The sequence below is a fragment of the Nocardioides sp. LS1 genome (assembly GCF_003865225.1).
GTDB lineage: Bacteria > Actinomycetota > Actinomycetes > Propionibacteriales > Nocardioidaceae > Nocardioides > Nocardioides ginsengisegetis.
Map to the genome: position 1 here is coordinate 1203183 of NZ_BIFF01000002.1, position 24385 is coordinate 1227567.

Consider the following 24385-nt stretch of genomic DNA (forward strand, 5'->3'; position numbering starts at 1 on the left):
CGGCGTCAGGCCCCCATTTCCTCCGGAACGACGAAGGTTGCCCAACCCTTGAGGTGGACGCCCCCGGTCTGCCGTTCGGCGACCAATTCGAGGTCGACCAGCCGAACACCTGACTTGACGCGCTTGTCGGCCACGGTTGCCTTGTACGTGATGACGTCGCCGGGCCAGGCCTGTTCGCGGAACTGAACCTTGAACCTGCGTACGTTCTCGGGGCCAAACAACTCGGCGCTGTAGCCGGCCATCACTCCGGCCTGGCGCATGCCGACAGCGAATGGCTGGGGATATCCGGCCTTCTGCGCGAACTCGACGTCGTGATGGATGGGGTTCATGTCCCCCGATGCTCCTTGGTAACGCACGAAGTCGGTGATGGCCAGTGGCCGGGTGACCCTTTCAGCAAGGGCCTGGCCGATGACCGCATCGGCCCACGAGATCCGTCCCGATCGGCTCATGCCGTGGCCGCCTTGCTCGTCTCGATCAGGGTGGCCCGGACCTCGGCCACGAGTTCGTTCGTGTCCGCGTCCCGGTACTCCGTCACAGTCTCGGTGAAGGTCATCATTCCTCCGCGCTTTCCCGCCTTCGAGTACCGCTTGTCGATGCGCGCTTCTCCGACAAGATGGTCGCCTGCTCTCGGCGGAGGTCCGTGGAACACAAACTCCTGTTCACCATGAAGCAGGCGTCGGAAGTCCGGCGGCGACTCGCCCCAGGGTGCATTCTCGGCCGTCTGCCAGAGGTTGGCTGCCATCAAGTACGTCGGTGGGGAGAACGGCTGCGCCTCCGCGTAGGCCGGATCCTTCGTCCCGGTCGCCCAGGCGAACTCCCGGACTTTGCCGGTCTCGACCCAGAAGTCGAAAGGCTTTCCCCGCCCCCCGGATCCCGGGACCTCTCCCGTCGACTTCGCTCTCGGCTCGGCCATCGCCCCTCCTCTTGCGTCCTCAGTCGCTGGTCCGGAGACCACTTAACGCGTGTTGTCAATAATCGGCACTGCGACTTTATCGGCTGAAAGGGCTCGCGTCGACCGCGAACCTGGGTGACAAATTTCATCCGAGTCCATACGATCGGACATTAGACCTTCTAGAGGGAATCGACTAACCTGCGTTGTATGGACCTTCGCAACACCGACCACAACGGAGCCGCCGTACCCGGACATCCACGCCCGGCGGGGTGGGACCACGACATCGAACGGCTCCGGCTGGCCATCCGGGAGATGGCGACGAGGGACATCGCGCCCCACGTAGGGCGTGGTGAATTGGACTGCGTGTTCCCGGACGAGGTCCGCGCGGCGATGGCCGCTGTCGGGTGCTTCGGTCGCACGCTCCCCGTCGAGTTCGGGGGCGAGGGACAGGGACTGCGGGCTTTCGCAGCCCAACAGGAGGAGTTGGCGAAGGTCTGGCCGACGGCCGCCGTGGCCGCCACGTGGGCCAACCTCAGCGGGCGGCTCATTTCCCGCTACGGCGACGCGGAACAACGAGAGGAACTGCTCCCCGGCCTTGTCGACGGCACCCGCCTTGGGGCCGTGGCCTTCACCGAACCCCACGGGGGCTCGGACGCAGCCGGGATCCGCACCACCGCCATTCCCAACGGCGACCACTGGCTCCTCGATGGGGCCAAGCGAATGATCGACAATGCCGCCAACGCCGCATTCATCGTGGTGAGCGCCCGGTCCGAGCAGGATGATGTTGCGGTCCGCCGTCAGGGCATCAGCCTGTTCATCGTGCACCGGGACGACCCGGGCTTCAACTACCAGCGCACGTACCGGACCCTCGGCCTGAGGGCGGCCGGTGTGGGCTGGTTCAAGCTCGAGTCGTGTCGGATCCCGCAGGGCCGGATGCTCGGAGAGTCGGGCCGCGGGTTCTACCAGATGATGGACATGGTCGAGTTCGGCCGAATCGGAGTGGCCGCGATCTGCCTGGGCATGACCGAGGCATCGCTGGCCTCGGCCACCCGCTTCCTGGTCGGCCGCTCCACGTTCGGCCGCCTCTTATCCGAAAACGACGTGATCCTGTCCCAGGTGGCCGACATCCGGATACGGCTGGATGCCGCCCGGCTGCTCACGGAACGCGCCGCCGCCCTGGTGGATGCCGGTATCCAGTGCCAGTCCGAGTCGGCCATGGCCAAGGTCTACGCGTCCGAGCTGGCCGTCGAGGCCACGGCCCAGGCCCTCCATTTGCACGGTGGCATCGGCTACACCGACGAGTGCGCCGTGGAGATGCACGCCCGCGATGCCCACGCCTTCACCATCGGTGAAGGGACCTCGGAGGTGCTGCGCATGGTCGTCGGCCGCCACGAGATGAGCAAGGCTGGAACGACCGCCTAACCGGAAGCCGGTGGGACCAGCTTCAGCATTCACATCAACGGCCGGAAGGACAATCAGAGATGGCCGCGCAAGAACTGAGCAACCTACCCGCTGCTGGGTCGCACCCGACCGTCGAGCAGCACCGCGAGGGGGCCGAGGCAGCCATCTCCTTCGCTGCTGAACCAGCTGGCGTGACCTGGACGCCGGCAGTCATGGGCGACGTCCCAGGGCTCTGGGCTGATAGCGAGAGCGGCGACCCCCAGCGGGTCGTGCAGTACCTGCATGGCGGAGGCTACGTAGCCGGGTCCGCGGCATCTCATCGCCGATTGGGGGGCCATCTGGCCAGGGCAATCGGCTGCCGGGTGTTCCTTGTCGACTACAGCCGGGCACCGGAGGTGCCCCATCCCGGCCCCCTCAACGACAGCATGGCCGTTTACCGAGCGGTTCTCGCTGCGGGAGTAGGCCCCGATCGGTTCGCCGTCGCGGGCGATTCAGCCGGGGGAGGCCTGGCGCTGGCCACCTTGTTGAGAGCACGCGACGAGGGGTTGCCTCAGCCCGTGGCGGGCTTCGCGCTGTCACCTTGGACGGATCTCGAGGTGCTTGGCGCAAGCGTCGACACGAATACGGGGGCCGACCGGCTGATCACTGTTGGCACGCTACGAAGTCTCGCTGCGACGTTCCTTGCGGATGGGGACCCGCGTGACCCGTGGGCCGCCCCAGTTCATGGCGATTACCGAGGCCTCTGTTCCCTATATCTCCAGGTCGGCGGGGCGGAGATCTTGGTGGACGACAGCATTCGGGTCGCCGAGTCGGCGCGTCAGTCGGGCATCGACGTGACGGTCGACGTGGTCCCCGGGATGCAGCACGTCTTCCAGCTGAGGGCGGGTCGGCTGGCTGAGGCCGATGAAGCCATCGGTCGCATCTCCGCGTGGTTGCGACCACTCATGGGGCTGGATACAGGCATCGACTGAGGGGCGTCCACTTCTGATGCTGATGGTTGGCCTTCAGATGACCCCTGCGGCTCGTAGCTGAGCCAACTCTGTCGCTGTGACGCCGAGCCCGGTCAACAGGTCGGTCGTGTGCTCGCCGTGCGCCGGCGCTGGACGCTGGACCCGGTACGGCTGCCCCGCGACGATCGCCGGCTCGCCGATATAGGTCCAGTCGTTGCCGGCCGGGTCCGGTGCCTTGTGAAAGATCCCGAGCTGTCGCATCTGGGGATCATCGGCAACCTCGGAGATCGTGCGCGGAGCCGGACCGATCGGCAGATCTTCGCGTGCCGCGAGATCGACCCAGTACGCCGCGTCACGCTGCACGATGATCTCCTGTAGCTGGTGGCGCAGCCAGGTGTCGCCGTTCGCAAAATCGACGGCAGGAGTTGAGCTCTTGCGCTGGACCAGGTCGGGCCGGTCCACCAGCTCGCAGAACCTATCCCAGAACTTGTGCTCAACGCAGGCGAAGAGAACTACCTTGGCGTCGGCGGCGGCGTAGAACCGGTACTTGACCCAATCCAGCCCGGTGGCGTCCGGGTTCGGCAGATCTGCCCGGTCGGTCACCAGGTGATCGTTCAGGGTAAACGTCGCGGCGATCCACCCGTTGGCGACGACCGCGGCCGCGGCGGACACGTCGATGTAAGCGCCCTCGCCTGTCCGGTCACGCTGAACCAGGGCAGCGGCAACATGGAACGCCGCGTGGATCGCTCCAGCCGCAGTGGCCTCCCCACCACTTCGCATATCCCGTTGGATCGGCGGCGGAACCGCTGGACCGACCAGCACCCGTGCTGCTCCATCGGCATCGACGACCGTCGGCTGCGCCCCGGCGAGCGCTTCCATCATCAACCCGTGGGTGGGGATGGTCGCGTAGGGCCCTTGTGCGCCGTACCCGGTGTACTGGCAGTAAACGATGCCTCGCTTGCGCCGCCGCTGCTCCTCGTACCCGACTCCGAGGCGGTCAGCAACGCCAGCGAGATTCCCGTCGACGAAGACATCAGCAGTCTCGTGCAGCCTCCAGAACAGCTCCCGACCGCGCTCGTCGCGCAGGTTGAGAGTCAGACTCCGCTTGTGCTTGTTCACCTGGATGTGTGGCGGACTGTTGTGGAGAGACACAACGCCACTGATGTCGCGGATGTAATCGCCCAGGAAGGGGCTCTCGATCTTGACCACATCGGCGCCGAGATCCCCGAGCAGGGTGCCGACCGTGCTGCCGTTGAGCAGCGCGCCCAGCTCGAGAACGCGGACACCACGCAACAGATCACTCACAGGTCACATCATGACCGGGCCGGAGCCTCGAGGATGTGAACCGCACAGGCAGAGGTCAGGCCGATGACGTGGGTCAGTCCGACCCGTGCTCCCTCAATCTGCCGCTCTCCCGCCTCGCCGCGCAGGTGCGCGGTGACCTCGAAGAGGTTCGCGATGCCGGTGGCACCCAGGGGGTGCCCCTTGGACAGCAGGCCTCCGGACACGTTGACCGGGATCTTCCCGTCCCGCCACGGCGCGCCGGAGTCGATGAACTCCCCGGCACCGCCCGGCTCGCAGAGCCGAAGGTTGTCGTAGTGGAGCAGCTCGGCGGTCGCGAAGCAGTCGTGCAGCTCGACGAGGTCCAGATCTTGGGGGCCGATGCCGGCCCGCTCGTAGGCCTGGTCGACCGCGAGCCGGGTAAGAGTGTTCACGTCCGGCTGGACCTGGTCGGCCTCGGACCACGGATCGGAGGTCAGGACGGAAGCACTGATCTTGACCGCCCGACGGCGCACGTCGGGGTCGAGCGTCTTCAACTTCGCATCGGATACGAGAACGACCGCCGCGGCGCCGTCGCCGGTGGGACAACACATCGGCAAGGTGTTCGGGTAGCTGATGACCTCAGCCTGCAGGATCTCGTCGAGAGAGAACTCCTTGCGGTACTGGGCCAGCGGATTGAGCACCGAGTGTGCGTGGTTCTTCTGAGCCACCTTTGCGAACTGCGTCGGGGTGACACCGTGCTGGAACGCGTACTCCATACCAGCCTGGGCAAAGACTCCGGGCATCAGGCCCGTGCCGAGGACCCCCTCGGTACGCAGCACGGAGCCGTATCGACCCTTGGCCGCATAGACTTTCTTCTCCTCGCGCGGTTGCGAAGAACCACCGAGCATTCCCATCTTCCCCATTTTCTCGACCCCCACAGCCAGGCCGATATCGGCTTCACCTGCGGCGATCGAGAGCATCGCGACACGGACGGCCGTGGCTCCGGTGGCGCACGCGTTGACGACGTTGAACACGGGGATGCCGGTCTGACCGATCTGCTTCTGTAGGCGTTGCCCGTTGTGGGAGTTGGCCTCATAGACATTGCCGAGCGCGAGCACCCCGACCTCGCCCATCGACATCTGCGCATCTGAGAGCGCCCCGAGCGCCGCCTCGGCCGCGAGGTCGATGAGGTCCTTGTCGGCGAACCGTCCGAACGGCGTCATTGTCGCGCCGATGATCCAGATGTCACCCGAGCTCATGCTGCTTCCTCCGCCCGCTTGTACCCAAACGCGATCGCGTTGGACCCTTCGTCGTCGGTCCCGACCACGAAGGTGGTGAGCTCGACACGAACGAACGGGGCGACATCCTCCGGCGCCCCGAAGCCGAGCAGGTTCGCCTTGACGACACCGCCTCCGTCAAGATCCACGATCGCCGAGACGAAGGGCCGCTTGACCCGATGCACGAAGGTGAACGCTCGGACGCAACCGGTGTTGGCCAGACGACGAGGGGTGAATTCGGTCGTGAAGCACTTGGCGCAGGCATTGCGGCGGTCGAAGTAGACGGCATCACAGCCGCGGCACTGCCGGGCAGACAGATGCGGTTCGCCGTCCAGCACGAGGTAGTCGACGACCGGCACTTGATGAGGCATTGACGTCGTTCCAATCTAGGAAGACGGCCATGTCGACGTGCAGTGCATCGACGGTCATGGCCGCGGAAATACTCTGACAGTGGACTAATTCGGGATGCGGTGCCACGAACGACGTCGCATCGGCACGTCAGCCCTCGAGGCCGCCTCCGGTCACAATGAGTTGGCCGGAAACGTAGTCCGCTTCGGGATAGGTCAACATGACCACCGAGCCCGCCGCCTCGTCCGGGGTACCCGGGCGACCGAGTGGAATAGTGGCCTTCACCGCCGCGAGAACCTGCGGATTGACGCCGACCTTGATCTCACGGCCCTCGATGTCGATCGTGGACTGTTGGTCTGCCGTCGCCTCGGTCAATCGCGTCAGGATAAATCCGAAGGCCACACAGTTCACGTTGACGTTGTACCGGCCCCACTCCTTGGCGAGTGTCTTCGTCAGTCCGATGATGCCGGCCTTCGCGGCTGAGTAGTTGGCCTGGCCGGCATTGCCGAAGACGCCCGCAACGGACGAGATGTTGACGACCTTGCGGTGCACGACGCGGCCTTCTGACCTCTCCTTCTTGACCGCAGAGCTGATGACTGGTTGCGCCGCACGAAGAATGTCGAAGGGTGCCTTCAGGTGCAGGTCGACAATCGCGTACCACTGTTCATCGGTCATCTTCTGGATGACCGAGTCCCAGGTATAGCCGGCGTTGTTGATGATGATGTCGATACCGCCGTAGTTCTCGACCGCTGTCTGGACGAAACGCTCGGCAAATCCTTCGCTCGTCACACTTCCGGGACAGGCGACAGCTTCGCCGCCGTTCTTCCTAATCTCCTCCACGACCTGGTCGGCTGGTTCCTGGTCAAGGTCGTTAACGACCACCTTCGCGCCTTCTGCAGCCAGCAGCAGAGCGACGGCCCTGCCGATGCCGCGTCCGCCGCCAGTGACGATCGCTGATTTTCCGTCAAGCTTTCCCATGACTCTTCCTCTGCACTCGGTGCGATGTCCTTGTCGCTCGCGTTCGGTGATGTTCGGAACGGTGACTTCTAATCGCAGTCGACCTCGACAACGGCCTCGCCGATGAGAGTCGTCGTGCCGTCGTCCAATGTGACGGTGAGGTCGAGTGTCGCCAGCCGTCGCCCGTCGTCCTCCCGGATCGACCGGACCATCCCGCGGCACGTCGGCTTTCCGTAGACGGGTGTGATAGCTGCGAACCGCACCTGGTAGCTGCGCAGCTTCTCTACTTCGAAGTTGTCGGTGAGCAGGCGGCCGAGATACGCCATCGAGAGCATGCCGTGCGCGAACACGTCGTCGAGACCCCCGGACTTCGCAACGTCGATGTCGAGGTGAATGGGATTGTGATCCCCCGAAGCGCCAGCGAATAGGGCCAGCGTCGTACGCGAGATCGGGTCCACTGCCAATGGTCCGATCTCCGTACCCGGCGTCAGCGCCGCGGTCATGCCGTAGCTCCAGTGAGCTGTCGTACGACCAGGGTGTTGCGCATCGTGACCACCGTGGTGCCGTGCTGATTCACGATCGGGACCTCGGTGACTAAGAACGTCAACGCTCCGCCCTTCTTGTCGAAGACGTCGGTGACCACCGAGGACGAGGTCAGCTCGTCGCCCGCGTACGCCGGGGCGTGGTAGGTGAACTCCACCCCGCCGTGGAGCACTGCCCGCACATCTATACCGAGATCGGTCAGGTGCTCGATGGAGTCAGGCGCTTCAAGGTCAACGCCGAAGTAGAAGCTCGGTGGAATCGGCAGGTCGGGATACCCGGCGCGTCGAGCAGCATCCACGTCCAAAAATACGGGATCGGTCTGCGCCGTTGCCTTGGCAAAGTGACGAAGCCGGCTCCGCGTCACGAGCAGACTGCCGCCGGCTCGTCTAGAGCCGATCAGGGAAGCATCCAAGGCCATCTCAGGCATCCACTTTCTGGTACATGGTCACGACACAGGCACCGCCGAGTCCGAGGTTGTGCTGGAGCGCGACGTCAACACCCTCGACCTGACGCGCATCGGCCTGACCCCGGAGCTGCCACACGAGTTCGGCGCACTGGGCCAACCCGGTCGCACCCAGCGGGTGGCCCTTCGAAATGAGACCCCCCGACGGGTTGGTAACCACACGTCCGCCATAGGTGTTGTCGCCATCGAGGACGAACTTCTCCGCGGTACCAGCAGGGGTGAGTCCGAGCGCCTCGTAGGTGATGAACTCGTTGGTCGTGAAGCAGTCGTGCAGTTCCGCTACCCGCACATCTTCGGGGCCGATACCGCTCTGTGCATAGACCTCGCTCGCTGCCTGCGCGGCCATGTCGTAGCCGACGAGACGGATCATGTCGCCGTCAAACGTGCTCGCGGAGTCCGTGGTCAGAGCCTGCCCAGCGATGACGACGTCCGACCGGAGCCCATGCCGCTTCGCGTACTCACGCGAGACCAGGACAGCGGCTGCCGCACCGCACGTGGGTGGGCAGCACTGGAACCGCGTCAACGGGCCGTAGATTCGGGGCGAACCGAGAACTTCCTCGAGACTGATCGGATCACGGAACACCGCATACGGGTTGTTGGCCGCGTGCCGTCGCGACTTGACGGTGATGTGGGCGTAGACCGCCGGATCGATCCCGCGGTCGTCGACGTACTGCTGCCCCGCCGCGCCGAAGAAGGTGGCTGCATTCGGAGTGCCCACCTCCGGCACTCCACGCACCTTGTCCCGCACGTTCTCGAAGGCTTCGATCGCCGGCTGGCGGTCGGTCCACATCGCCTCGATGGCTCCCGGCACCATCTGCTCAAACCCGAGGGCGAGGGCGACATCGACGGCGCCGCTCTCGACCGCCTGGCGAGCGAGGTACAGGGCTGACGAACCGGACGAACAGTTGTTGTTGACGTTGAACACCGGAATCCCGGTCTGTCCGAGGTGGTACAACGCCTTCTGCCCCGAGGTGGAGTCTCCGAAGACATATCCGACGTACGCCTGTTGCACGTCGCCGTAGCCGATGCCTGCGTCGGACAGCGCCTTTCGCGCTGCGGCGGCGCCCATCAGGTCGTACGGCTCACTCTTCCCTGGTTTGGTGAACGGGATCATCCCCACGCCGGCAACCACTACGTTCTCAGTCATCTTGATTCCTCGAGTTTCGTTAATTCGACAGCTCGTGTGCACTGACGCCGACACCTTGATCGGCGCGCGAGCAAGATCAGATCGGAAGCCAAGCTGCGCCTTCGATTCGTTGAGCACGTATTGGCTCTGACCACGGGGTACGCGAAAAGCGAGGCGCAGGACGCGGTTGATCCACGCCATCGATGCTGGTGAAGGTCGCGCGGTCGCGGAAGTGCTGGTTTTCCAGAGCCTCGGCGTAGGTCAAGACCGGAGTGACGCAGGCATCGGTGCCCAGGAAGATCTCGCTCCACTCCGCCATGGTCCTGGTCCTGAAAACGGCGGCGAACGCCTCCCGGAGCTCGTCCCTACGAGTGTGATCTTGCTGGTCCGGGAGGGCGCACGGATCTAGACCGAGGAGTTTCACGGTGAGGGCGAAGAACTCGGGCTCGATACATCCCACGGCCATGCAGCGGCCGTCGGCGCACACGTAGGTGTCGTAGTACGGCTGGGAGCCGTCGAGCAGGTTCGAACCCCGGCGGTCGGACCACTCATTCGTACCGCGCATCGACCACATCAGCTGCGCCAGGACCGCCGTCCCGTCGCACATGGCGGCATCGACGGTCTGGCCGCGCCCGGATGTCTGTCGTTCGAACAAGGCAGCCAACACGCCGGCGATGAGGAACATCGCCCCGCCGCCGTAGTCACCGATCATGTTCAACGGCGGCACCGGCCGGTCGTCGGCACGTCCTATGTTCTCCAGCACGCCGGTGATCGAGATGTAGTTGATGTCGTGTCCTGCTGAGCTGGCGAGGCTGCCGGTTTGCCCCCAGCCCGTCATGCGGCCGTACACGAGTCGGGGGTTGCGCGCGAGGCATTGCTCCGGGCCGAGCCCCAGCCGTTCCGCGACACGGGGCCGGTATCCCTCGATCAAGACGTCCGCATCCGTGACCAGGTCGAGGACACTGTTCAACTCGGCGGGATCCTTCAAGTCTGCGCTGATGATCCTGCGCCCACGCAGTGTCTGGTCTGACGGTTCGGATTCGGCGCCTCGGCGTTCCACACGGATCACGTCGGCGCCGAGGTCAGCCAGAATCATGCATGCCAGCGGGCCGGGGCCGATCCCGGCCAACTCCAGCACACGCAGTCCGGTGAGAGGACCACTCTTCATCTCATTCTCCCTGGTCTTGGAACAGAAGTCCGGCCTCATAAGGCGCGCGCGATCAGGTCCTTCATGATCTCGTTCGCGCCGCCGTAGATCCTTTGAGCTCGCGCGTCCTGGTACATGCGCGCGATGCGGTACTCGCGGACATAGCCGTAACCGCCGTGGAGCTGCAGGCAGCGGTCGATGACCTGCGTCTGCTGCTCGGTGAGCCACCACTTCGCCATGGCCGCCGTCGTCGCATCGAGCCGTCCGGCGAGGTGCCGCTCGATGCAGGAGTCTAGGAACACCCGGGCGATGTGAGTGGTGGTCGAGACCTCTGCCAGAACGAACTTGCTGTTCTGGAAATCGAAGATGCTCTGGCCGAATGCTTGTCGCTGCTTGGTGTAGGCGACGGTGTCCCGCAACGCCGTCTCCATGGATGCCACCGCCATGGCGCCGATGAACAACCGCTCCTGGGCCAACTGGGTCATCAGCTGACCGAACCCACGGCCCGGTACTCCACCGAGTATATTTGTCCCGGGGACGCGGACGCCTTCGAAGAACAGTTCTGCCGTGTCGGCTCCGTGCTGACCAACCTTGTCGAGCGTCCTGCCACGGGTGAACCCGGCAGCGTCACGAGTGTCGACCAGTACGAGCGAGATGCCTTGGGACCCTGCGGCGGGATCGCTCTTCGCCACAACGATGACGAGATCGGCGGTCTGTGCGTTCGAGATGAACGTCTTGGCGCCGTCGATGATCAGGTCCGCGCCATTGGCCACCGCCCTGGTGCGCACCGCCTGCAGGTCGGAGCCGGTCCCGGGCTCGGTCATGGCGATCGCGCCCACCACCTCACCGGTCGACATGGCCGGCAGCCAAGTCTGCTTCTGCTCCTCGGTGCCGTACGCGAGCAGGTAGTGGGCGACGATGCCGCTGTGGACCATGGCGCCCCAGTTCCAGTCGCCCGCGGCGCCCTGAGCCTCGGAAACAGCAAGGTCGTGGGCGATCGTCCCGCCGCCGCCGCCGTACTCTTCCGGGATCGAGCAGCAGAGTAGACCGAGGTCGGCGGCCTTCCGCCAGACGTCGCGGTCGACTTGGTGCTGACGCTCCCATGTCTCGCGGTGCGCCATCACTTCTGCATCGATGAACTTGGCGGCGACCTTGCCAAAGGCTCGGACTTCGTCGTCCTTCCAAGCCGAGCGGTAGGTGTCGGTCACGCTCTCCCCTTCAATCTGACCTGTGAAATAGCTATTTCACAGGAGCAGCCAAGCATCAATACTTGGCATCTTTGTAAGGATTAGGATGACTGACAATTCAGCCAATGTCAAGGGTGGCGGCGGAATTCGGCCAGGGCGCACCAACGTGCGTGAGACTTGGAACCCCCGGGTCGATGTCGGGCCTTAGGCAAGCCAGACCTCACTCGGAGGTTCTCTTCACGTCAACGACCAGCCACCGCTTCCAACGTCCCGGCCGGGGACATCGAGGCGCGGTGATCGTGGCCTGATTCGGATGGGGGCCCCTGCTCTTGTCGAGAGGGTGCCAACTGAACGACGATCCGAACTCTCGGCCGTTGTCGGACTGAACCTGGTCGACGGGGAACGGCAGCCGGGACAGCCCGGGGTCGATGGAGGCGAGGGCGATCGACCGGGCGCTGCGCGGGTACGCGCGAACCACGAGGAGCCGAGGCACTCCTCCTTGGCCGGGTCCTCGTAATACCACCTTCCTGCGGGTCCCGTGGCCGAGTAACTCGATGACCTTCACGTCGACCTGCAGCTTGTGCCCAGGACGCTGCTCTCGTAACGCTTCCACCAGGTTTCGCGGCGCGTAGGGCGGGGAACTAGGAAGTCGATTCAGGCGGCGCGATGCGGGACCCGCCAGAATCCGGGGCTGATCTTGATCTGGTGACACCGCTCCAGGTACATCGCGATCTTGACTGGTCCCCAGCGGTCGCGCTGACGCAGCCACGGGAATCATCTCGACGACCTCGGCATGGGCCGCCTTCGGCGGGTTGTGCGGGGTGCCGGATCAGTCCTTGAGTCCCTCGAAGCTTTACGCTTGGTAGCCCCTGAGCCGCTGGTATTGGCAGTTCCGGCGATGAGATAGCGGCGGGCGACCAAGACGCTGCCGTTCACCTCATCCGCGTGTTTGGGCACCGCGAGTTTTGCGATTGACTCGCCGCTCGAGTTATCGGCCAGACACAAGGTTCCCGCATGGATCAGAGAACCGGAATGTCGACACCGTCCGTCACCACTTGAAGCAGTGGCGCTCGGTACCGCCGACGGCACCCAAGCCATCGGCTCCGTCGGATCGGGTGAGTGCGAGAACATCCTCCGTGGGTCATAGGGCGGGCGATATCGTTGCGAGCGGCGGCACGGCGAGGTGCCAGTCGGTGGCCTGCTGGTAGGCGTCGCCCGCTTGGACCAGAAGCGCCTCCTCGAATGGCCGCGCTGCGAGTTGCAGCGACAGCGGCAACCCGTCGGCGTTGAATCCCATCGGGACGACGAGCGCCGGGTTGCCAACCGCGCTCCAATAAGCGGTGTGGAGAACGCCGATCAGGCTGGCGGCACCCTCCTCCTCCATCCGCGCGAGCGACGTCGCACCCTGGGATGCGCCAGGAGTGGCGATCAGGTCGACGGCGTTGAACAGTGCCGAGAGCTCGCGTTGTGCGACACGTCGCACGCGTTGGGCCTGCACGTAGTCGGCGCCCGAGAAGAGTGCCCCGATCCCGAGGATCTCGCGGGACCCGGCGAAGTAGTCCGTCCACCGGCTCCGAAGGTCCGGCAGGTGGTAAGCCAGGCCCTCGCATGCCTGGATCAGGAACGCTGCCCCGCTCATCTCGTCGTAGAGAGGGAGGGCGACGTCCACGACCGTGGCCCCGAGAGTCTCGAGCGCATCGGCGGCGGCCTCGAACGCCGGGCGGACAGCTGGGTCGTCACCCGGACTGAAGAGGCTACGCGCCACGCCAACACGCACCCCAACAAGGGAGCCGTGGGCACTGGCCAGGAAGTCTGGCACGGGTAGATCCACGGCGTAGGGATCGCGCTCGTCGCCTCCGGCGATGACCTGGAGGAACGCGCCACAGTCGCGTGCCGATCGGGCGAGCGGCCCGACGTGGTCCATCGAGTAGCCCATCGGTGTACAGCCAGCGGTCGGTACTCGCCCGAACGTCGGCTTCAGCCCTGACACGCCGCAGAACATCGCCGGTAGGCGGATCGATCCGGCCGTATCGGTGCCCACCGCCCCGAGCATCAGACTCGAGGCCACACCGGAGCCGGATCCTGATGACGAGCCCCCGGCGTAGCGTTCGAGGTTCCACGGGTTGCGCGGGATCGGGAACGGCTTGTCGAAGTCAGGGATCCCACAGGCGAACTCCATCGTCGTCAACTTCCCGGTGATGACCGCGCCAGCAGCCTTAAGCCGTTCGACGACGATCGCGTCGCGACCTTCGCCCCATTCGGGGTCGAGCACGAGCGACTGGGCGGTCGTGGGTCCTTCGGCCATCGCCACGATGTCCTTGACCCCGATGGGGATCCCCTGCATCAGTCCGCGGTCGATGCCGGCGGCAAGCTCCTCATCGGCGAGGGCTGCTCGCTCCAGCGCGTACTCGTCGAAGCGGGCCAGATAGACGCCGAGCTGGTCGTCGAGCACATCGGCGCGGGCGAGCGCTCGCTGGGTCAATGCGACACTCGTCGTCGACCCGTCGCGCAACGCGGTTGCGGTGTCGGTCAAGGTGATCGCGTCGCTCATCACGCCCTCCACGGCGTCAGCTTGGGCGCGGCCTGGAAGACGAGAGCCGGGACCTCGTAGCGAGCCTCGGGCACTGCGTAGAGGGCTTCGACGAGAGGCTTGAACCCCCCGTAGGTGGCGATCAAACCCTCTCGCTCGGTGACCGATGGGCTGAGGCCGGCCGCGGCGATCATCGCATCGACGACCGCGGAGTGGTCGGGTTCGTTGGTGGGCATCGTCGTTCTCCGTTTCATGGTTGGTCAGACAACGAGGTCGATAGCGGACGCCAGGTGAAGAATGTCGATGGAACCAAGTCGTGTAGCAGCTTGCAGGTCATCGCGTCGGCCTGAGTCACCACGGTAGATATCCGTCGATGGAGCACCCGTCTCCTCAAGATCCGCAAAGGTGGGCGGCGCCCGCCGAACCGGAGTCCGGCGGGCGCCGTGGGTCAATGCTTGGTCACGCTCTGGCTACTGGTCAATGAGCCAAAGCTTCTTCCACTGATCCTCGTAGTCGACAACCCCGATGAAGTTACCGTCCGTGTCCTGCGCCAGGTCCGCGACCGAGTCCTTTGTGAGGAGCATCGTCGCGTACACAGCGTCGGTGTCGACCTTGGGGTCGTCGCCAACCGAGTGCCGCGCGATCGCGTCCACCGACGTCCAGCCGAAGGACGGAGCGGGGAAGGCCGTCCACGCATATTCGGTTCCCGCAGCGACGCTCGCGATGTTCGGCGCTGAAGCCAACTGGCCAAGAATCTTGACCCGATCAGCCAAGCCAGACGCCTTGAGCGCGGGCGAAACACCGATCGTCATGTCCCCGAGCGCGAAGACGGCGTAGTCGAGCTCCTGGTCCGCCTGGAACGTGCTCACCACACTGGATGGGGTCTTCGTGCCGATGTCCGTGGCCTGCTGCTCAACGACGGTCACGCTGCAGTTCGGGCACCAGGCACTGAGGTTCGCCTGGAAGCTGTCAGTGAATCCGCCCAGCACGGGGTACGCGGGCAGCGTGAAGAGCGCGACGTGTGCGTTGGCGTCGCTGTCGGCGACGACCTCGGCGGCGAGTATCTTGCCGGCAAGCTCGGAGTCCGGAGCTCCACCGACGGTCGCGGTGAGTCCATCACCGGTTCCCGCCTCGTCCAGTGTCGAGTTTGAGATGACGGCGATGCCTCTGCTCTTCGCCTCGGCAAGCTGCGCAGAGAAGCTGGACTTGGGGGACCCGGCGGCGATGATCGCGTCGGGCGCGGGGTTGAGCGACAGCGCGGAGCTGAACGCCTTCTGGATGCCTTCCGGATCCGTTCCGATGTCGATGCCCTTATACGTCCATCCCAAGGCTTCAGTGGCGGCCTTCCAGCCCGCCGCCACGACCTTGCTCGTCCCGAATGGCCCCTCGAGCCCGACGACCGTCTGCTCTGTTGGCGGCTTCTCCGACAACGGCTGAGTTACCCCAACGCTCGTGGGCGGCTTCAGGTAGTCCGAAAGAAACGCCTTGGCTTCCGCGACACCGTTGTCGGTCGAGCCACTGCCCGCCTGAGGCGTCGCGTTCTTGTCAGTGCCGCACCCCGTGATCGCTGTGGCCATTAGCAACAGCACGACTGTCAACAACTTCTTCATAGCCACGTGCTCCTCTGATGAAACCGAGAGATGGGTAGTGATGATTTCAATACTAGATGCTTATGTAATTCTTATAAGTATGGGGTTGCCATGCCTGTCCGTCAAGAGTCAGCACCGTCCTCAAAGCTGGAGAACCTCCGGACCGTCCCGCCCAGGAGGTCTTCGGCCTTGTCGGACGCCTTGAGCTCGTCCATCTCCTCCAGCTCGTGCCTGCAGGAGTCGAGGGTCCACCTCGTGAGGGAAGTCCCTGGAGTACATGGACGGCGCACGGCCGACGAGAGTTCGCGATGGCGAGGCCGGTAGTTGTCTCCCTAGGCGACCCGGCGCTTCCTAAGCGCAAGGGCGAGGGCGACGATCAGGGAGACACCGTTGAACAAATCGTTCACGTACGAAGGTGCGCCGGCGAGCTGAAGGCCCTTGACCCCGGTTGCGAGGAGATAGATCGCGACGAGCGTTCCGAGCACATTCGCTCGACCGCCGCGATCGATTTGAGTGGCGCCGAGAAACACCGCAGTGAAGACAGGGAGCAGGTAGGGCGGGCCACTGGTGGGATTGCCGACCCCGAGTTTGGCCGCGAGCACCACGCCGGCAAAACCCGCGATCGTGGCGCTGGCGATCAGAGTAAGGAAGATGACGCGGTCGACCCGGACTCCCGCAAGTCGCGCCGCCTGGGGGTTACGCCCGACGGCGTACAACATCCGCCCGGCCGGTCGAAAGTCGAGGAACAGCCAGATCACCGCACCAATGACGATCATGTAGAACACGGGGAGGGAGATGCCCATCCACCTCTGCGTGCCGAAATCAGTGAAGCCTGGGGAGATTCCTTCGAATAACACGAGCCCGTCGGTCACCCAGTAGGTAGCGGCCACAAGGACGCTGCTCATACCCAGGGTCGCAATGAAGGAGTCGATCCCGAGCTTCACCACGACAAGCCCATTGACGAGCCCGACGAGGGCTCCGCACAAGATGGCTACAACCGACGCGAGCACCGGATTCCACCCATCCTGCTGCAGGAGAATCACAACGCAGGATGACAGGCCCATCGTGCTGGCGATCGAAAGATCGAAGGCTCCGGTCGCGACGGAGAGGATCAGACCGAAACAGAGGATGCCCGTTACGGACTGGTCTGCCAGGATCGTCTGCGGGGTGGAGGTCTGTAAGAACGTGTCGGGCACCCAGATCCCGAACAGCACGACGAGAAGGCCCAAGATCCAGATACCGCTGAACCGATCGAAGCCGGCGTTGAACTTTCGTCTGCGGCGAGGATCGTTGTCGGGCTGCGCCTTGGCGGGCGACGGCTGCTGCTCGACCGAGTCGGAGGTCATGGTCATGTCACACGCTTCCATTCGCGAGTTTGGGCTTGATCCGCTGCGATCCGACCGTGCCAACGACCAGTAGATCCACATCGATGTGTGGCGCTAGAAGTTCGTCTGCGACTCGGCCGTCGCGCAAGATGAGGACGCGCTGGCACAGGTGTGCCAGTTCGTCGTTGTCGGTCGAGACCACGAGGACCGCCATTCCATGCTCCGCGGCTTCACGGAGGAACCGATGAATCTCGGCTTTCGCACCGACGTCCACGCCCTGTGTGGGCTCATCGAGGATCAGTACACGAGGTGCCGTGCGCAGCCATCTTGCGAGCACGACTCGCTGCTGATTTCCGCCGCTGAGTTCACCCATACGAGCCTCTGTATTCCGAGGCCGCACACCAAGCCGGTCCAGCCAGGTTCGTGCCGTCGCCCGTTCGCGCCCCAGGCGCAGAAGGCCGCGCGAGACGTGCGGTCGGTGGTCGATCATGCATACGTTCTCGCGAAGCGTCGCTTCCATGAATGACGCATTCGTGCGGCGGTCAGCAGGAACGAGCCCAAGACCCGAGATGATCGCCTGCTCAGGGCGGCCGCCCGGAATCCGCTTGCCGGCGAGTGACACCTCCCCAGTGCGTTGGAGCGAGCCGAAAAGCAGCCCTGCCACCTCCTCGCGCCCGGATCCCGAGATGCCTGCCACGCCGACGATTTCTCCGGGGTGAAGGTCGATATTCAGACCCGAGATGATCTTGCCCGTGACTTCACGCACGGTCAGTACCGGCTCGGTCAGGCGTGCCACCGGATTCGGATTCTGCTGGAGGGCAGCAACTTCGCGACCGAGCATGAGGTGAATGAGCTTGGCCTCATCGAGTTCTTTCACCGGACGCGTAGCCACAACCTGACCATCTCGCAGCACGGTGACCGAGTCCGCCAAACCAAAGACCTCGTCCAAGTGGTGCGAAATGAACAGCACCGCCACACCGGCGGCCTGAACGCGGCGCACAAGGGCGAACAGACGGTCGACGTCCGCTGCTGGGAGATTCGCAGTTGGCTCGTCAAGCACGAGGAGTCGCGCCTTCGCCCGCCGCGGAGATAGCGCTCGGGCAATCGCGACCGAGGTCTGTTCGCACATCGTCAGTTCGCCGACTGGGCGACTCACGTCGATGTCGTAACCGAGCTCGGCAAGCGCCCGGCGGACCTCACCCGCCTCTTCGCGAAGGTGAAGCACTCCATGCCTGAATGAGCGATAACCGTGGCCGAGTGCGACGTTGTCGACCGCATTGAGGCTCGCGACCAGCCCCAAGTCCTGATGCACGAACCGAAGCGCGTCCGTGGTCGCACCTTGGTGGTCAACCGTGACAGTCTCGCCAGCCACCGTGATCGAGCCGCCATCATCAGGCACGTAAACACCGGCCAGGATCTTTACGAGCGTCGACTTGCCAGAGCCGTTCGCACCTGCGAGCGCCCGTATCTCGCCCGGCTGAATCGTAAGCGAAGCCTCAGACAGCACTCGTTGTGAATAAAAGGTCTTGGAGAGATTCTCCACGACCAGTGCGGGCGCCACGGCGACGCCGACCTCTTCGGTCAAGCTGGTCATGACGTTCCCTCCAGAAGAGCGAGTGGCGACGCTGAAGTATACGACTGTCGCATGTTCGATTGTCAATACTCCGACTATTCTGACTCGCAACTTGGCACCAGGAACGGTCTCGGAGAGTTGGCCTCGCGGCTGCTTGACTAGGGGTCCGAATCCTCGAGATGACATCGGTACACCTAGCCGGCCCTTTCGGCGACTCACCACTGCAGCGCCTCGGAGCCCGACGTGATCAAGGTGGAGGAGCCCGGCGGTCCCCTACCGCGGTACGGGGGCTCAGTTCTCAATTCACCCAGTTGGCTCCACGTCGATGCGACGCGCGCCCCATCGAAGATGGCGAGCTATGTCGCTCGGATCACGGTCTCGGACATGAAGTGGATGATGGCCTCGTCGTGGCGGTGGTGCAGGATCTCTGCGCTGGAGGTCGGGGGTGTCGCACGCTGCAGGTGTCGATGAGGGCGCGTAGCCGTGAACCGCCATGAAAGTCGGCGTGACTTACACCCAGAAGATCTCGCACACTCACACGCCTCTCTGTTCACCAGCGAGGGCTGCTACCGGTGGCACGGGCACCCACACACTCCTTCGCTTGTCAGCGCCGTTCGATAGAAGATGCAGTAGAAGTGCTCGCCGTCGGTGCATTCGTCCGACGCCTGGAAGTGTGGTCGGGCATGTGTCACGAGCGGTCCTGCCCTGGGGGAGAAGAGATGGTCTGATCCCGAGATCGAGGTCTCTAGACCCCATGCCGCACCGGATGGGGCAACAGCCCGCCACCTTCCTGCGTACTGACCGGTAGGGTGCATGCTTGTGGCGGGCTTCACATGTCGCACGGGTGCGATCGCGCCCGCCGATGTCAGCCGAGAGGCTGGCCCCTTCAGCTTGACTGCTTTCTTCAGGTGGGGCCTTAAGGGACGCCACGTTGCTCTACGCGAGCACGCTCCGAGACTTGCTGATCCACGTCAGTCTCACGTGACCCTGCAACGGAGCGGGCGACGTTCCTTTGGAGCCACGGGCTCGACCATGCCGAGTGCCCCAACGGCTCAGAAGGGCCGGTCGATCCCTCGCGCCAGCGATGGCCTGCCTACATCTCCGTTCCGTCCAGCAGAGCGGTGTGCGATGTGGTGAAGGACGGCGCGCCTCCCAGCCTCCCGTGGGCGCCAGCCACCCCCGAGCCAGAAACACACTGAAGTGGCGTCGCGGGGATGCTGGTCGCGTTCGTGGATGATGACCGGGACCTCCTCGCTAGTGCCTGCCCCCGGGGGGCTGATCCGGCCGCGTCCTCGCTTGCCGCGTCGGATCGCGATCGGGCGTACAGCAGGTCCACACGATTGGCTCATTTGTCGCCTCACGACGTCGATGAGGGTTGCTCACGCGCATTACTTGCGGAGGGCGGCGAGTAGTCGGAGCTGCGCCATGCTGGGGCGCGTTGCTGGTGCGGCCTCGAACCGGGCGGCCTCCTCGCAGCGGACGCCAGCCGCGATGTAGTCAGCGATAAGGCTGCGAGCGACGATGCGCTCCGAGGCCCATTCGCGGGCGACGTCGATGGCGGCCCGGTCCCAGATCCTCCCAGGCAGGGTCGCTCTCACTGCGTCGAGGATGACGACGAGGTCGAGCACGCCGCGTCCCATCCGGGCCAGGTCGCGGGCTTGCCGTGCCCCGAGGTCGTGGGTGAACCAGATGAGGGCGGCCGCGGGGTTCGGGTCCGCCGGCCACCCGCCGAGTGCGTGACCGCGCTCGATGTCGACCAGGATTCCCGCTTCGATGGGTGGTAGTAGGGAAGCCAGGCGTTTCGCGTCGGTCGCTGCGAATCCGAGGGCGGTGAGCCCGTTGACGGTCCAGGGCACGTCGGTGCTCTCCGCGCACGTCATGAGATCGCCCCTGGCCAGCTGGAACGGCCCCGGCCCCGGCCCCGGCCCCGGCTCGACGGCTCCGAGGTCGATGCTGGCCCGGTGGCGGTTGGCGGATCCCAGCCCGCGGCTTGTATCAGCCGTGGGCGTGCGAGGTCCTGGAATTGAAACCATTCCCCGGTGGCCGGATTCTCCCACTGCTCAGGGGGGTTGAGCGGCCCTGCCCAGGGGTAGGCCGGGTGGCCGGCACGCACGAACACCTCCTGGGTGACCGGATTCGTGATGACGGCACCGAGACCGGTCGGTTCGACGACGGCGTCCCTGGTGACCCAGTCGAGGAGCCGCGCGATGCGGGTCGCAAGGATGCTGCAATTGCAGATTGGCGCACCGAACAATGCACCGTCCCGGCCGTGGTCGGACAAGCTGTGCCAGGCACGGGCAAGCATGGCGAGCTGAGATGCCTCGAAGCCGATCGGTGGGCCATCGGTTGACGCCGTCGTTGACACGGAGTTCTCCTCGCTTGCGGTAGGACTGCTGGTCAGTCGGGCCAGTCCGCGTGAAGGTAATGGAACGACGACCCGCCGTCAGGGCGCAATGTGATTTGCATCACTTATACTTGACGTCAAGTGCAGTGCGTGCTTGTCGGGATGTATGCCGAACAAGGGGCATGCTCATGCACAGAGAGAGGCATCCGACGGACGAAGCTCAACGGTCTTGATGACTCCGGCGGGGTTTCGACGAAACCCATCAGTGCAGGTCATCAACGGGTTCCAGACCGCGCTTGAGTCCCGTTCCCTATGAGGCACCCCCTCGTTCCCCATGCATAGGCCCTGACCCGCGAGCCGGCGCGGTAAATCGCGCCATCGAAGTCCCGGAGGAACCAGGGAGAGCAACGACGAGGGCAGGGACAAGCCCGGCGCAGCGAAGTGCCGCGGCAGACCGGAACGAATGCGGAATTCTCATGGCGTCCCTATCGGACGATCGGCTGCGTTGCTGGACACCTTCCGCTCCCCGGCTGGGCGATCAATACTGTCGACGAGCGGGTGGTTCCGATCGGCGTTGACAGGTGGCCCGAACACCTGTCGGGCGGTCGCGAGGAGGGTTGGCAGGCCCTCGACCCAGCCCGGCCCAGAGAGGTCCGGTCCGGTCTGATCCTCGCTGGCAGGAGCACCTGTACAACCATGTGACCGAGCCGCTGATGCGGCTCCGAACAGCGCTGAGGAGAACCTGGCGATGGACATGAGGCCGCTCACGGAGGTCCGACGGCGACTCGGGTCCTTCGTCGACGAAGTCGTCGCCACAGGGTCACCATTGGCGATTGCCCGGCATGGGAAACCTGCCGCTGTCTTGATGAGCACCGACGACTATGACGGCCTCTCATGGAGACAATCGACGTCCTCTCCGACCCAAACCTGGCCCGAGACCTGCGCGACGCTTTGCGTGATGTCGACGCCGGTCGCACGTCCAGCCACGAACAAGTCCTCAATGCGTTCGCTGAACGATCGCGACGAAGCCGGGCACCCGGTGTGCCGGGATGACCTGGGTGGCCCGAGTCGTCGCGTCAGGCGGCTTGCTCCGAGTGTCTGGGTTGTGAAAGGAGGACGGTGTGACCGGTGGACAGGTGCATGAGATGGCGGAAGTGGTCGGGCCGTTCTGGTCCGAGGCCAGGGCCGTCGCGGCACTGGGTGTCTCGGCTGAGACGGTTGCGTCGCGGCGGGATTCCGGAACGATTCTGGCGCTGCCGACGAATGATGGGGTCCTCGTGTACCCGGTAGATCAGTTCCAGAAAGTCGGCGGCGGCGGCGATGATGTAGAGGTCAAGCCTGCGCTACTGCCGTTCCTCCGCGCTCTACGGGGGTTCGACCCGTGGGCGGTGGCGGTGCTGTTGCACACCCCGGCTCCCGAACTTGACGGTGCGACGCCGCTCGGCTGGCTGTCCGACGGAGGCGCGCCGGACACCTTGACACGACTCGGCGAAGTGGTCGCGCGGGAGTGGGCTTCGTCTGGCCCACCGTCAGTGGGTCACTGACACTCAAGTGCCTCCACCACGAGGGGTTTCGGGCTACTGGCGGACCTGGCCCACCAGTCCCTTGGCCTCGAACAGTGAGCTCCAGCGGATCCGTCCACGGATTGGCGCATGTTCTCGTGACGCCGACGCAGCTGCGCCGACGGGGGAGTCACTCGTCCCATGGGCCGAAGGTCCGCTCTGATCGGTTGCCCCCCAGGTCCGGCAGGCTCATGCTGATGGGATGGCGACGGATAGCGGCCGTCCATGCCTTTGAAGGCTCAACCAAGCAATGGCGTCGGCGAGCGCCTCCACCGCGCTCGCCTTCGCGCCTTCCTAGGCGCGGGGCGTGAGGAACTCGAGTCATCAGATTTGCCCGACTCCATTGAAAAGGGCCCGGTTGACGAGCTCACCGCACTACTCGAGCGCACCGCGAATCTCTATGCGGCGTCGGTGACGGAGCACACCAGGGCGGCTTACGCCCGCCGCTGGCGCCTGTTCGAACGCTGGTGCCAGGAGCACGACCTCGGTTCACTGCCTGCCGAGGCCGAGACTGTGATGCTGTATTTGGCGGCCGCGACCAAGGAAGGCGGCTTCGCGCTCAGCACGCTCCGCGGTTGGATGGCCGCGATCAACCGTGTGCACCTAGAAGCCGGTTTCCCGTCGCCGGGTCAGCATCCGGCGATGGGCATGTTCTTGCGGGGGCTGAGTCGCCAAGTGCCGCGACCACCGGCACGTCCCCAAATATCTGCGTTGCGCATAGACGGTCTCCGCACAGTCTGCAAAGCGCTCGAGGCGGAGACCACGGACTTCCGCACCCTTCGCGACCGGGCTTTGCTTTGCATGCACGCACTGGGCCTAGGTGACGGTGAGATCTCCAGACTCTTGTGGGCCGACATCCACCTCCGTCAGAGGTCCATCCTTGTCGAGGTTCGTGGCGCTGGATCCGGGCGACCAACGCGACAGATCACAGCCGACGTAAGACAGCCGGTTGGCGAATCGGCCCTCGCCGCCCTCGCGGCGCTCCGCCGCTACACAGACGGACCAGCTCTCAACGACTCACGGCCAGTGTTCACGCCCACTCCCACGTCGAGCAGGACAGGATCAGAGCCACTCACCCCGAAGGGCGTATTTCAGGTGCGCAAGACGCGTCTCGAAGCCTTGAGTCCGGGCCCCGAAAAGGCCAAGACCGAGGTGGCGATCCGGCTTCTCGAGGGCCCGCCGAGCGTGGTCCTCCGGGATCGAGCGATGATCCTGATCGGCTTTGCTGGCGCTTTCCGTCGCAACGAACTCACCGGATTGATGTGGACCGATATCGCGGTCTCAGCAGACGGCGCGATCCTCACTCTTCGCAGGTCAAAGACCGACCTTGCGGGCCGAGGCTGCGTGGTGGGCATCCCTCGTGGGCGCAATGAGCTGACCTGCCCGGTTGCGGCCCTCGAGCGGTGGCGAGAACGCTGCATCTTGCAGCTCAGCGGTGGGCTCGTGGATACCTCGCGGAACAGCGACCCTGACGCCGAAACCCCGGATGACAGTTGCGCGATCGACGAGTGGCCCGTGTTCTGCGCGCTTAGTCGAACCGGACGCATGGACCGGCGGGCCCTGTCACCAGAAGGTTTGACCATGATGATTCAGCTGCGGGCAAATCAGGCGGGTATCACGGGGCGTTGGGGTGGACGAAGCCTCCGCTCCGGCTTCATCAGCACCGCAGCCGACCTAGACATCCCACTCGAAGCGATTGCCCGTCAGAGCCGGCACGCCACGCTCGACACCCTGGCCGTCTACATACGCGACGACAACCCATTCCGCCGGAACCCAGCTGCCCGAGTTGGCCTGTGATCCGAGCTGAGGGGATCAGCCATGGACGGCCTCGAGACCGCCGGACGCGACGGCAGCGACTACTTGGAAGCTCCACCCGGAGTTGCAGCGATTCTCAGCGAGCGAAGGCTG

22 protein-coding genes are annotated in these 24385 nt (G+C 64.8%); 5 read left to right on the forward strand and 17 right to left on the reverse strand.

The window, feature by feature from the left end; genetic code table 11:
- Positions 1-5 precede the first annotated feature (5 nt).
- A complete protein-coding gene (locus EJF31_RS10670; RefSeq protein WP_125037023.1) occupies positions 6-449 on the reverse strand; it encodes a MaoC/PaaZ C-terminal domain-containing protein in 444 nt (147 codons plus the stop codon).
- Entirely contained in the window at positions 446-913 is a 468-nt protein-coding gene (locus tag EJF31_RS10675; protein WP_125037024.1) for a MaoC family dehydratase N-terminal domain-containing protein, read from the reverse strand. Before EJF31_RS10675 ends, EJF31_RS10670 begins: the two co-directional genes overlap by 4 nt.
- Before the next feature lie 186 nt (positions 914-1099).
- Between EJF31_RS10675 and EJF31_RS10680 the strand changes: the two genes are divergently transcribed.
- Together EJF31_RS10680 and EJF31_RS10685 are read left to right on the forward strand one after the other, a co-directional pair.
- On the forward strand, positions 1100-2314 hold the full coding sequence (locus tag EJF31_RS10680; RefSeq protein WP_125037025.1) for an acyl-CoA dehydrogenase family protein: 1215 nt from the start codon (positions 1100-1102) through the stop codon (positions 2312-2314).
- Positions 2315-2505: 191 nt separating this feature from the next.
- The gene (locus EJF31_RS10685; RefSeq protein WP_260430851.1) at positions 2506-3264 is read left to right on the forward strand and encodes an alpha/beta hydrolase; all 759 of its coding nucleotides are present in this window, start codon (positions 2506-2508) and stop codon (positions 3262-3264) included.
- 33 nt (positions 3265-3297) lie between these two features.
- Here EJF31_RS10685 and EJF31_RS10690 read toward each other — a convergent pair whose 3' ends face one another.
- The 15 genes from EJF31_RS10690 to EJF31_RS10760 all read right to left on the reverse strand — a co-directional run bounded on the left by EJF31_RS10690 (position 3298) and on the right by EJF31_RS10760 (position 20451).
- Entirely contained in the window at positions 3298-4548 is a 1251-nt protein-coding gene (locus tag EJF31_RS10690; RefSeq protein ID WP_125037027.1) for a CaiB/BaiF CoA-transferase family protein, read from the reverse strand.
- 8 nt (positions 4549-4556) lie between these two features.
- The gene (locus tag EJF31_RS10695) at positions 4557-5765 is read right to left on the reverse strand and encodes a thiolase family protein (RefSeq protein ID WP_125037028.1); all 1209 of its coding nucleotides are present in this window, start codon (positions 5763-5765) and stop codon (positions 4557-4559) included.
- Positions 5762-6142 carry a Zn-ribbon domain-containing OB-fold protein gene (locus EJF31_RS10700; RefSeq protein ID WP_221767521.1) on the reverse strand — a complete coding sequence of 127 codons (381 nt, stop codon included), beginning with the start codon at positions 6140-6142 and terminating at the stop codon, positions 5762-5764. The genes EJF31_RS10695 and EJF31_RS10700 overlap by 4 nt, the downstream gene beginning before the upstream one ends.
- Positions 6143-6281: 139 nt before the next feature.
- Positions 6282-7109: an SDR family NAD(P)-dependent oxidoreductase gene (locus EJF31_RS10705; protein WP_125037030.1), complete on the reverse strand. Its 828-nt coding sequence runs from the start codon at positions 7107-7109 to the stop codon at positions 6282-6284.
- 68 nt (positions 7110-7177) lie between these two features.
- The gene (locus EJF31_RS10710; RefSeq protein WP_125037031.1) at positions 7178-7591 is read right to left on the reverse strand and encodes a MaoC/PaaZ C-terminal domain-containing protein; all 414 of its coding nucleotides are present in this window, start codon (positions 7589-7591) and stop codon (positions 7178-7180) included.
- Complete coding sequence (locus EJF31_RS10715) at positions 7588-8058, reverse strand: MaoC family dehydratase N-terminal domain-containing protein (protein WP_221767522.1); 471 nt, start codon at positions 8056-8058, stop codon at positions 7588-7590. The genes EJF31_RS10710 and EJF31_RS10715 overlap by 4 nt, the downstream gene beginning before the upstream one ends.
- Positions 8051-9241, reverse strand: a complete 1191-nt coding sequence (locus tag EJF31_RS10720) for a lipid-transfer protein (RefSeq protein WP_125037032.1) — start codon at positions 9239-9241, stop codon at positions 8051-8053. The genes EJF31_RS10715 and EJF31_RS10720 overlap by 8 nt, the downstream gene beginning before the upstream one ends.
- Before the next feature lie 76 nt (positions 9242-9317).
- The gene (locus tag EJF31_RS10725; RefSeq protein WP_125037033.1) at positions 9318-10388 is read right to left on the reverse strand and encodes a CaiB/BaiF CoA-transferase family protein; all 1071 of its coding nucleotides are present in this window, start codon (positions 10386-10388) and stop codon (positions 9318-9320) included.
- Between the two features lie 35 nt (positions 10389-10423).
- A complete protein-coding gene (locus EJF31_RS10730; protein ID WP_260430767.1) occupies positions 10424-11575 on the reverse strand; it encodes an acyl-CoA dehydrogenase family protein in 1152 nt (383 codons plus the stop codon).
- A gap of 1120 nt (positions 11576-12695) precedes the next feature.
- Complete coding sequence (locus EJF31_RS10735) at positions 12696-14105, reverse strand: amidase (protein ID WP_125037034.1); 1410 nt, start codon at positions 14103-14105, stop codon at positions 12696-12698.
- Positions 14105-14320 (reverse strand): hypothetical protein, encoded by a 216-nt coding sequence (locus EJF31_RS10740; RefSeq protein ID WP_125037035.1) that lies wholly within the window; start codon positions 14318-14320, stop codon positions 14105-14107. Before EJF31_RS10740 ends, EJF31_RS10735 begins: the two co-directional genes overlap by 1 nt.
- A 234-nt stretch (positions 14321-14554) precedes the next feature.
- A complete protein-coding gene (locus tag EJF31_RS10745) occupies positions 14555-15694 on the reverse strand; it encodes a substrate-binding domain-containing protein (protein ID WP_125037036.1) in 1140 nt (379 codons plus the stop codon).
- Between the two features lie 311 nt (positions 15695-16005).
- Positions 16006-17025 carry an ABC transporter permease gene (locus EJF31_RS10750; RefSeq protein WP_221767523.1) on the reverse strand — a complete coding sequence of 340 codons (1020 nt, stop codon included), beginning with the start codon at positions 17023-17025 and terminating at the stop codon, positions 16006-16008.
- Position 17026: 1 nt separating this feature from the next.
- Entirely contained in the window at positions 17027-18592 is a 1566-nt protein-coding gene (locus tag EJF31_RS10755; protein ID WP_185736206.1) for a sugar ABC transporter ATP-binding protein, read from the reverse strand.
- Between the two features lie 1367 nt (positions 18593-19959).
- Positions 19960-20451: a hypothetical protein gene (locus tag EJF31_RS10760; RefSeq protein WP_125037038.1), complete on the reverse strand. Its 492-nt coding sequence runs from the start codon at positions 20449-20451 to the stop codon at positions 19960-19962.
- Positions 20452-21669: 1218 nt separating this feature from the next.
- Between EJF31_RS10760 and EJF31_RS22550 the strand changes: the two genes are divergently transcribed.
- The 3 genes from EJF31_RS22550 to EJF31_RS10775 all read left to right on the forward strand — a co-directional run bounded on the left by EJF31_RS22550 (position 21670) and on the right by EJF31_RS10775 (position 24274).
- Positions 21670-22059: a type II toxin-antitoxin system Phd/YefM family antitoxin gene (locus tag EJF31_RS22550; protein ID WP_373994718.1), complete on the forward strand. Its 390-nt coding sequence runs from the start codon at positions 21670-21672 to the stop codon at positions 22057-22059.
- Positions 22037-22459, forward strand: coding sequence for a hypothetical protein (locus EJF31_RS10770; protein ID WP_125037040.1), 423 nt, complete (start codon positions 22037-22039; stop codon positions 22457-22459). Before EJF31_RS22550 ends, EJF31_RS10770 begins: the two co-directional genes overlap by 23 nt.
- A gap of 243 nt (positions 22460-22702) precedes the next feature.
- On the forward strand, positions 22703-24274 hold the full coding sequence (locus tag EJF31_RS10775; RefSeq protein ID WP_125037041.1) for a tyrosine-type recombinase/integrase: 1572 nt from the start codon (positions 22703-22705) through the stop codon (positions 24272-24274).
- Positions 24275-24385 lie beyond the last annotated feature (111 nt).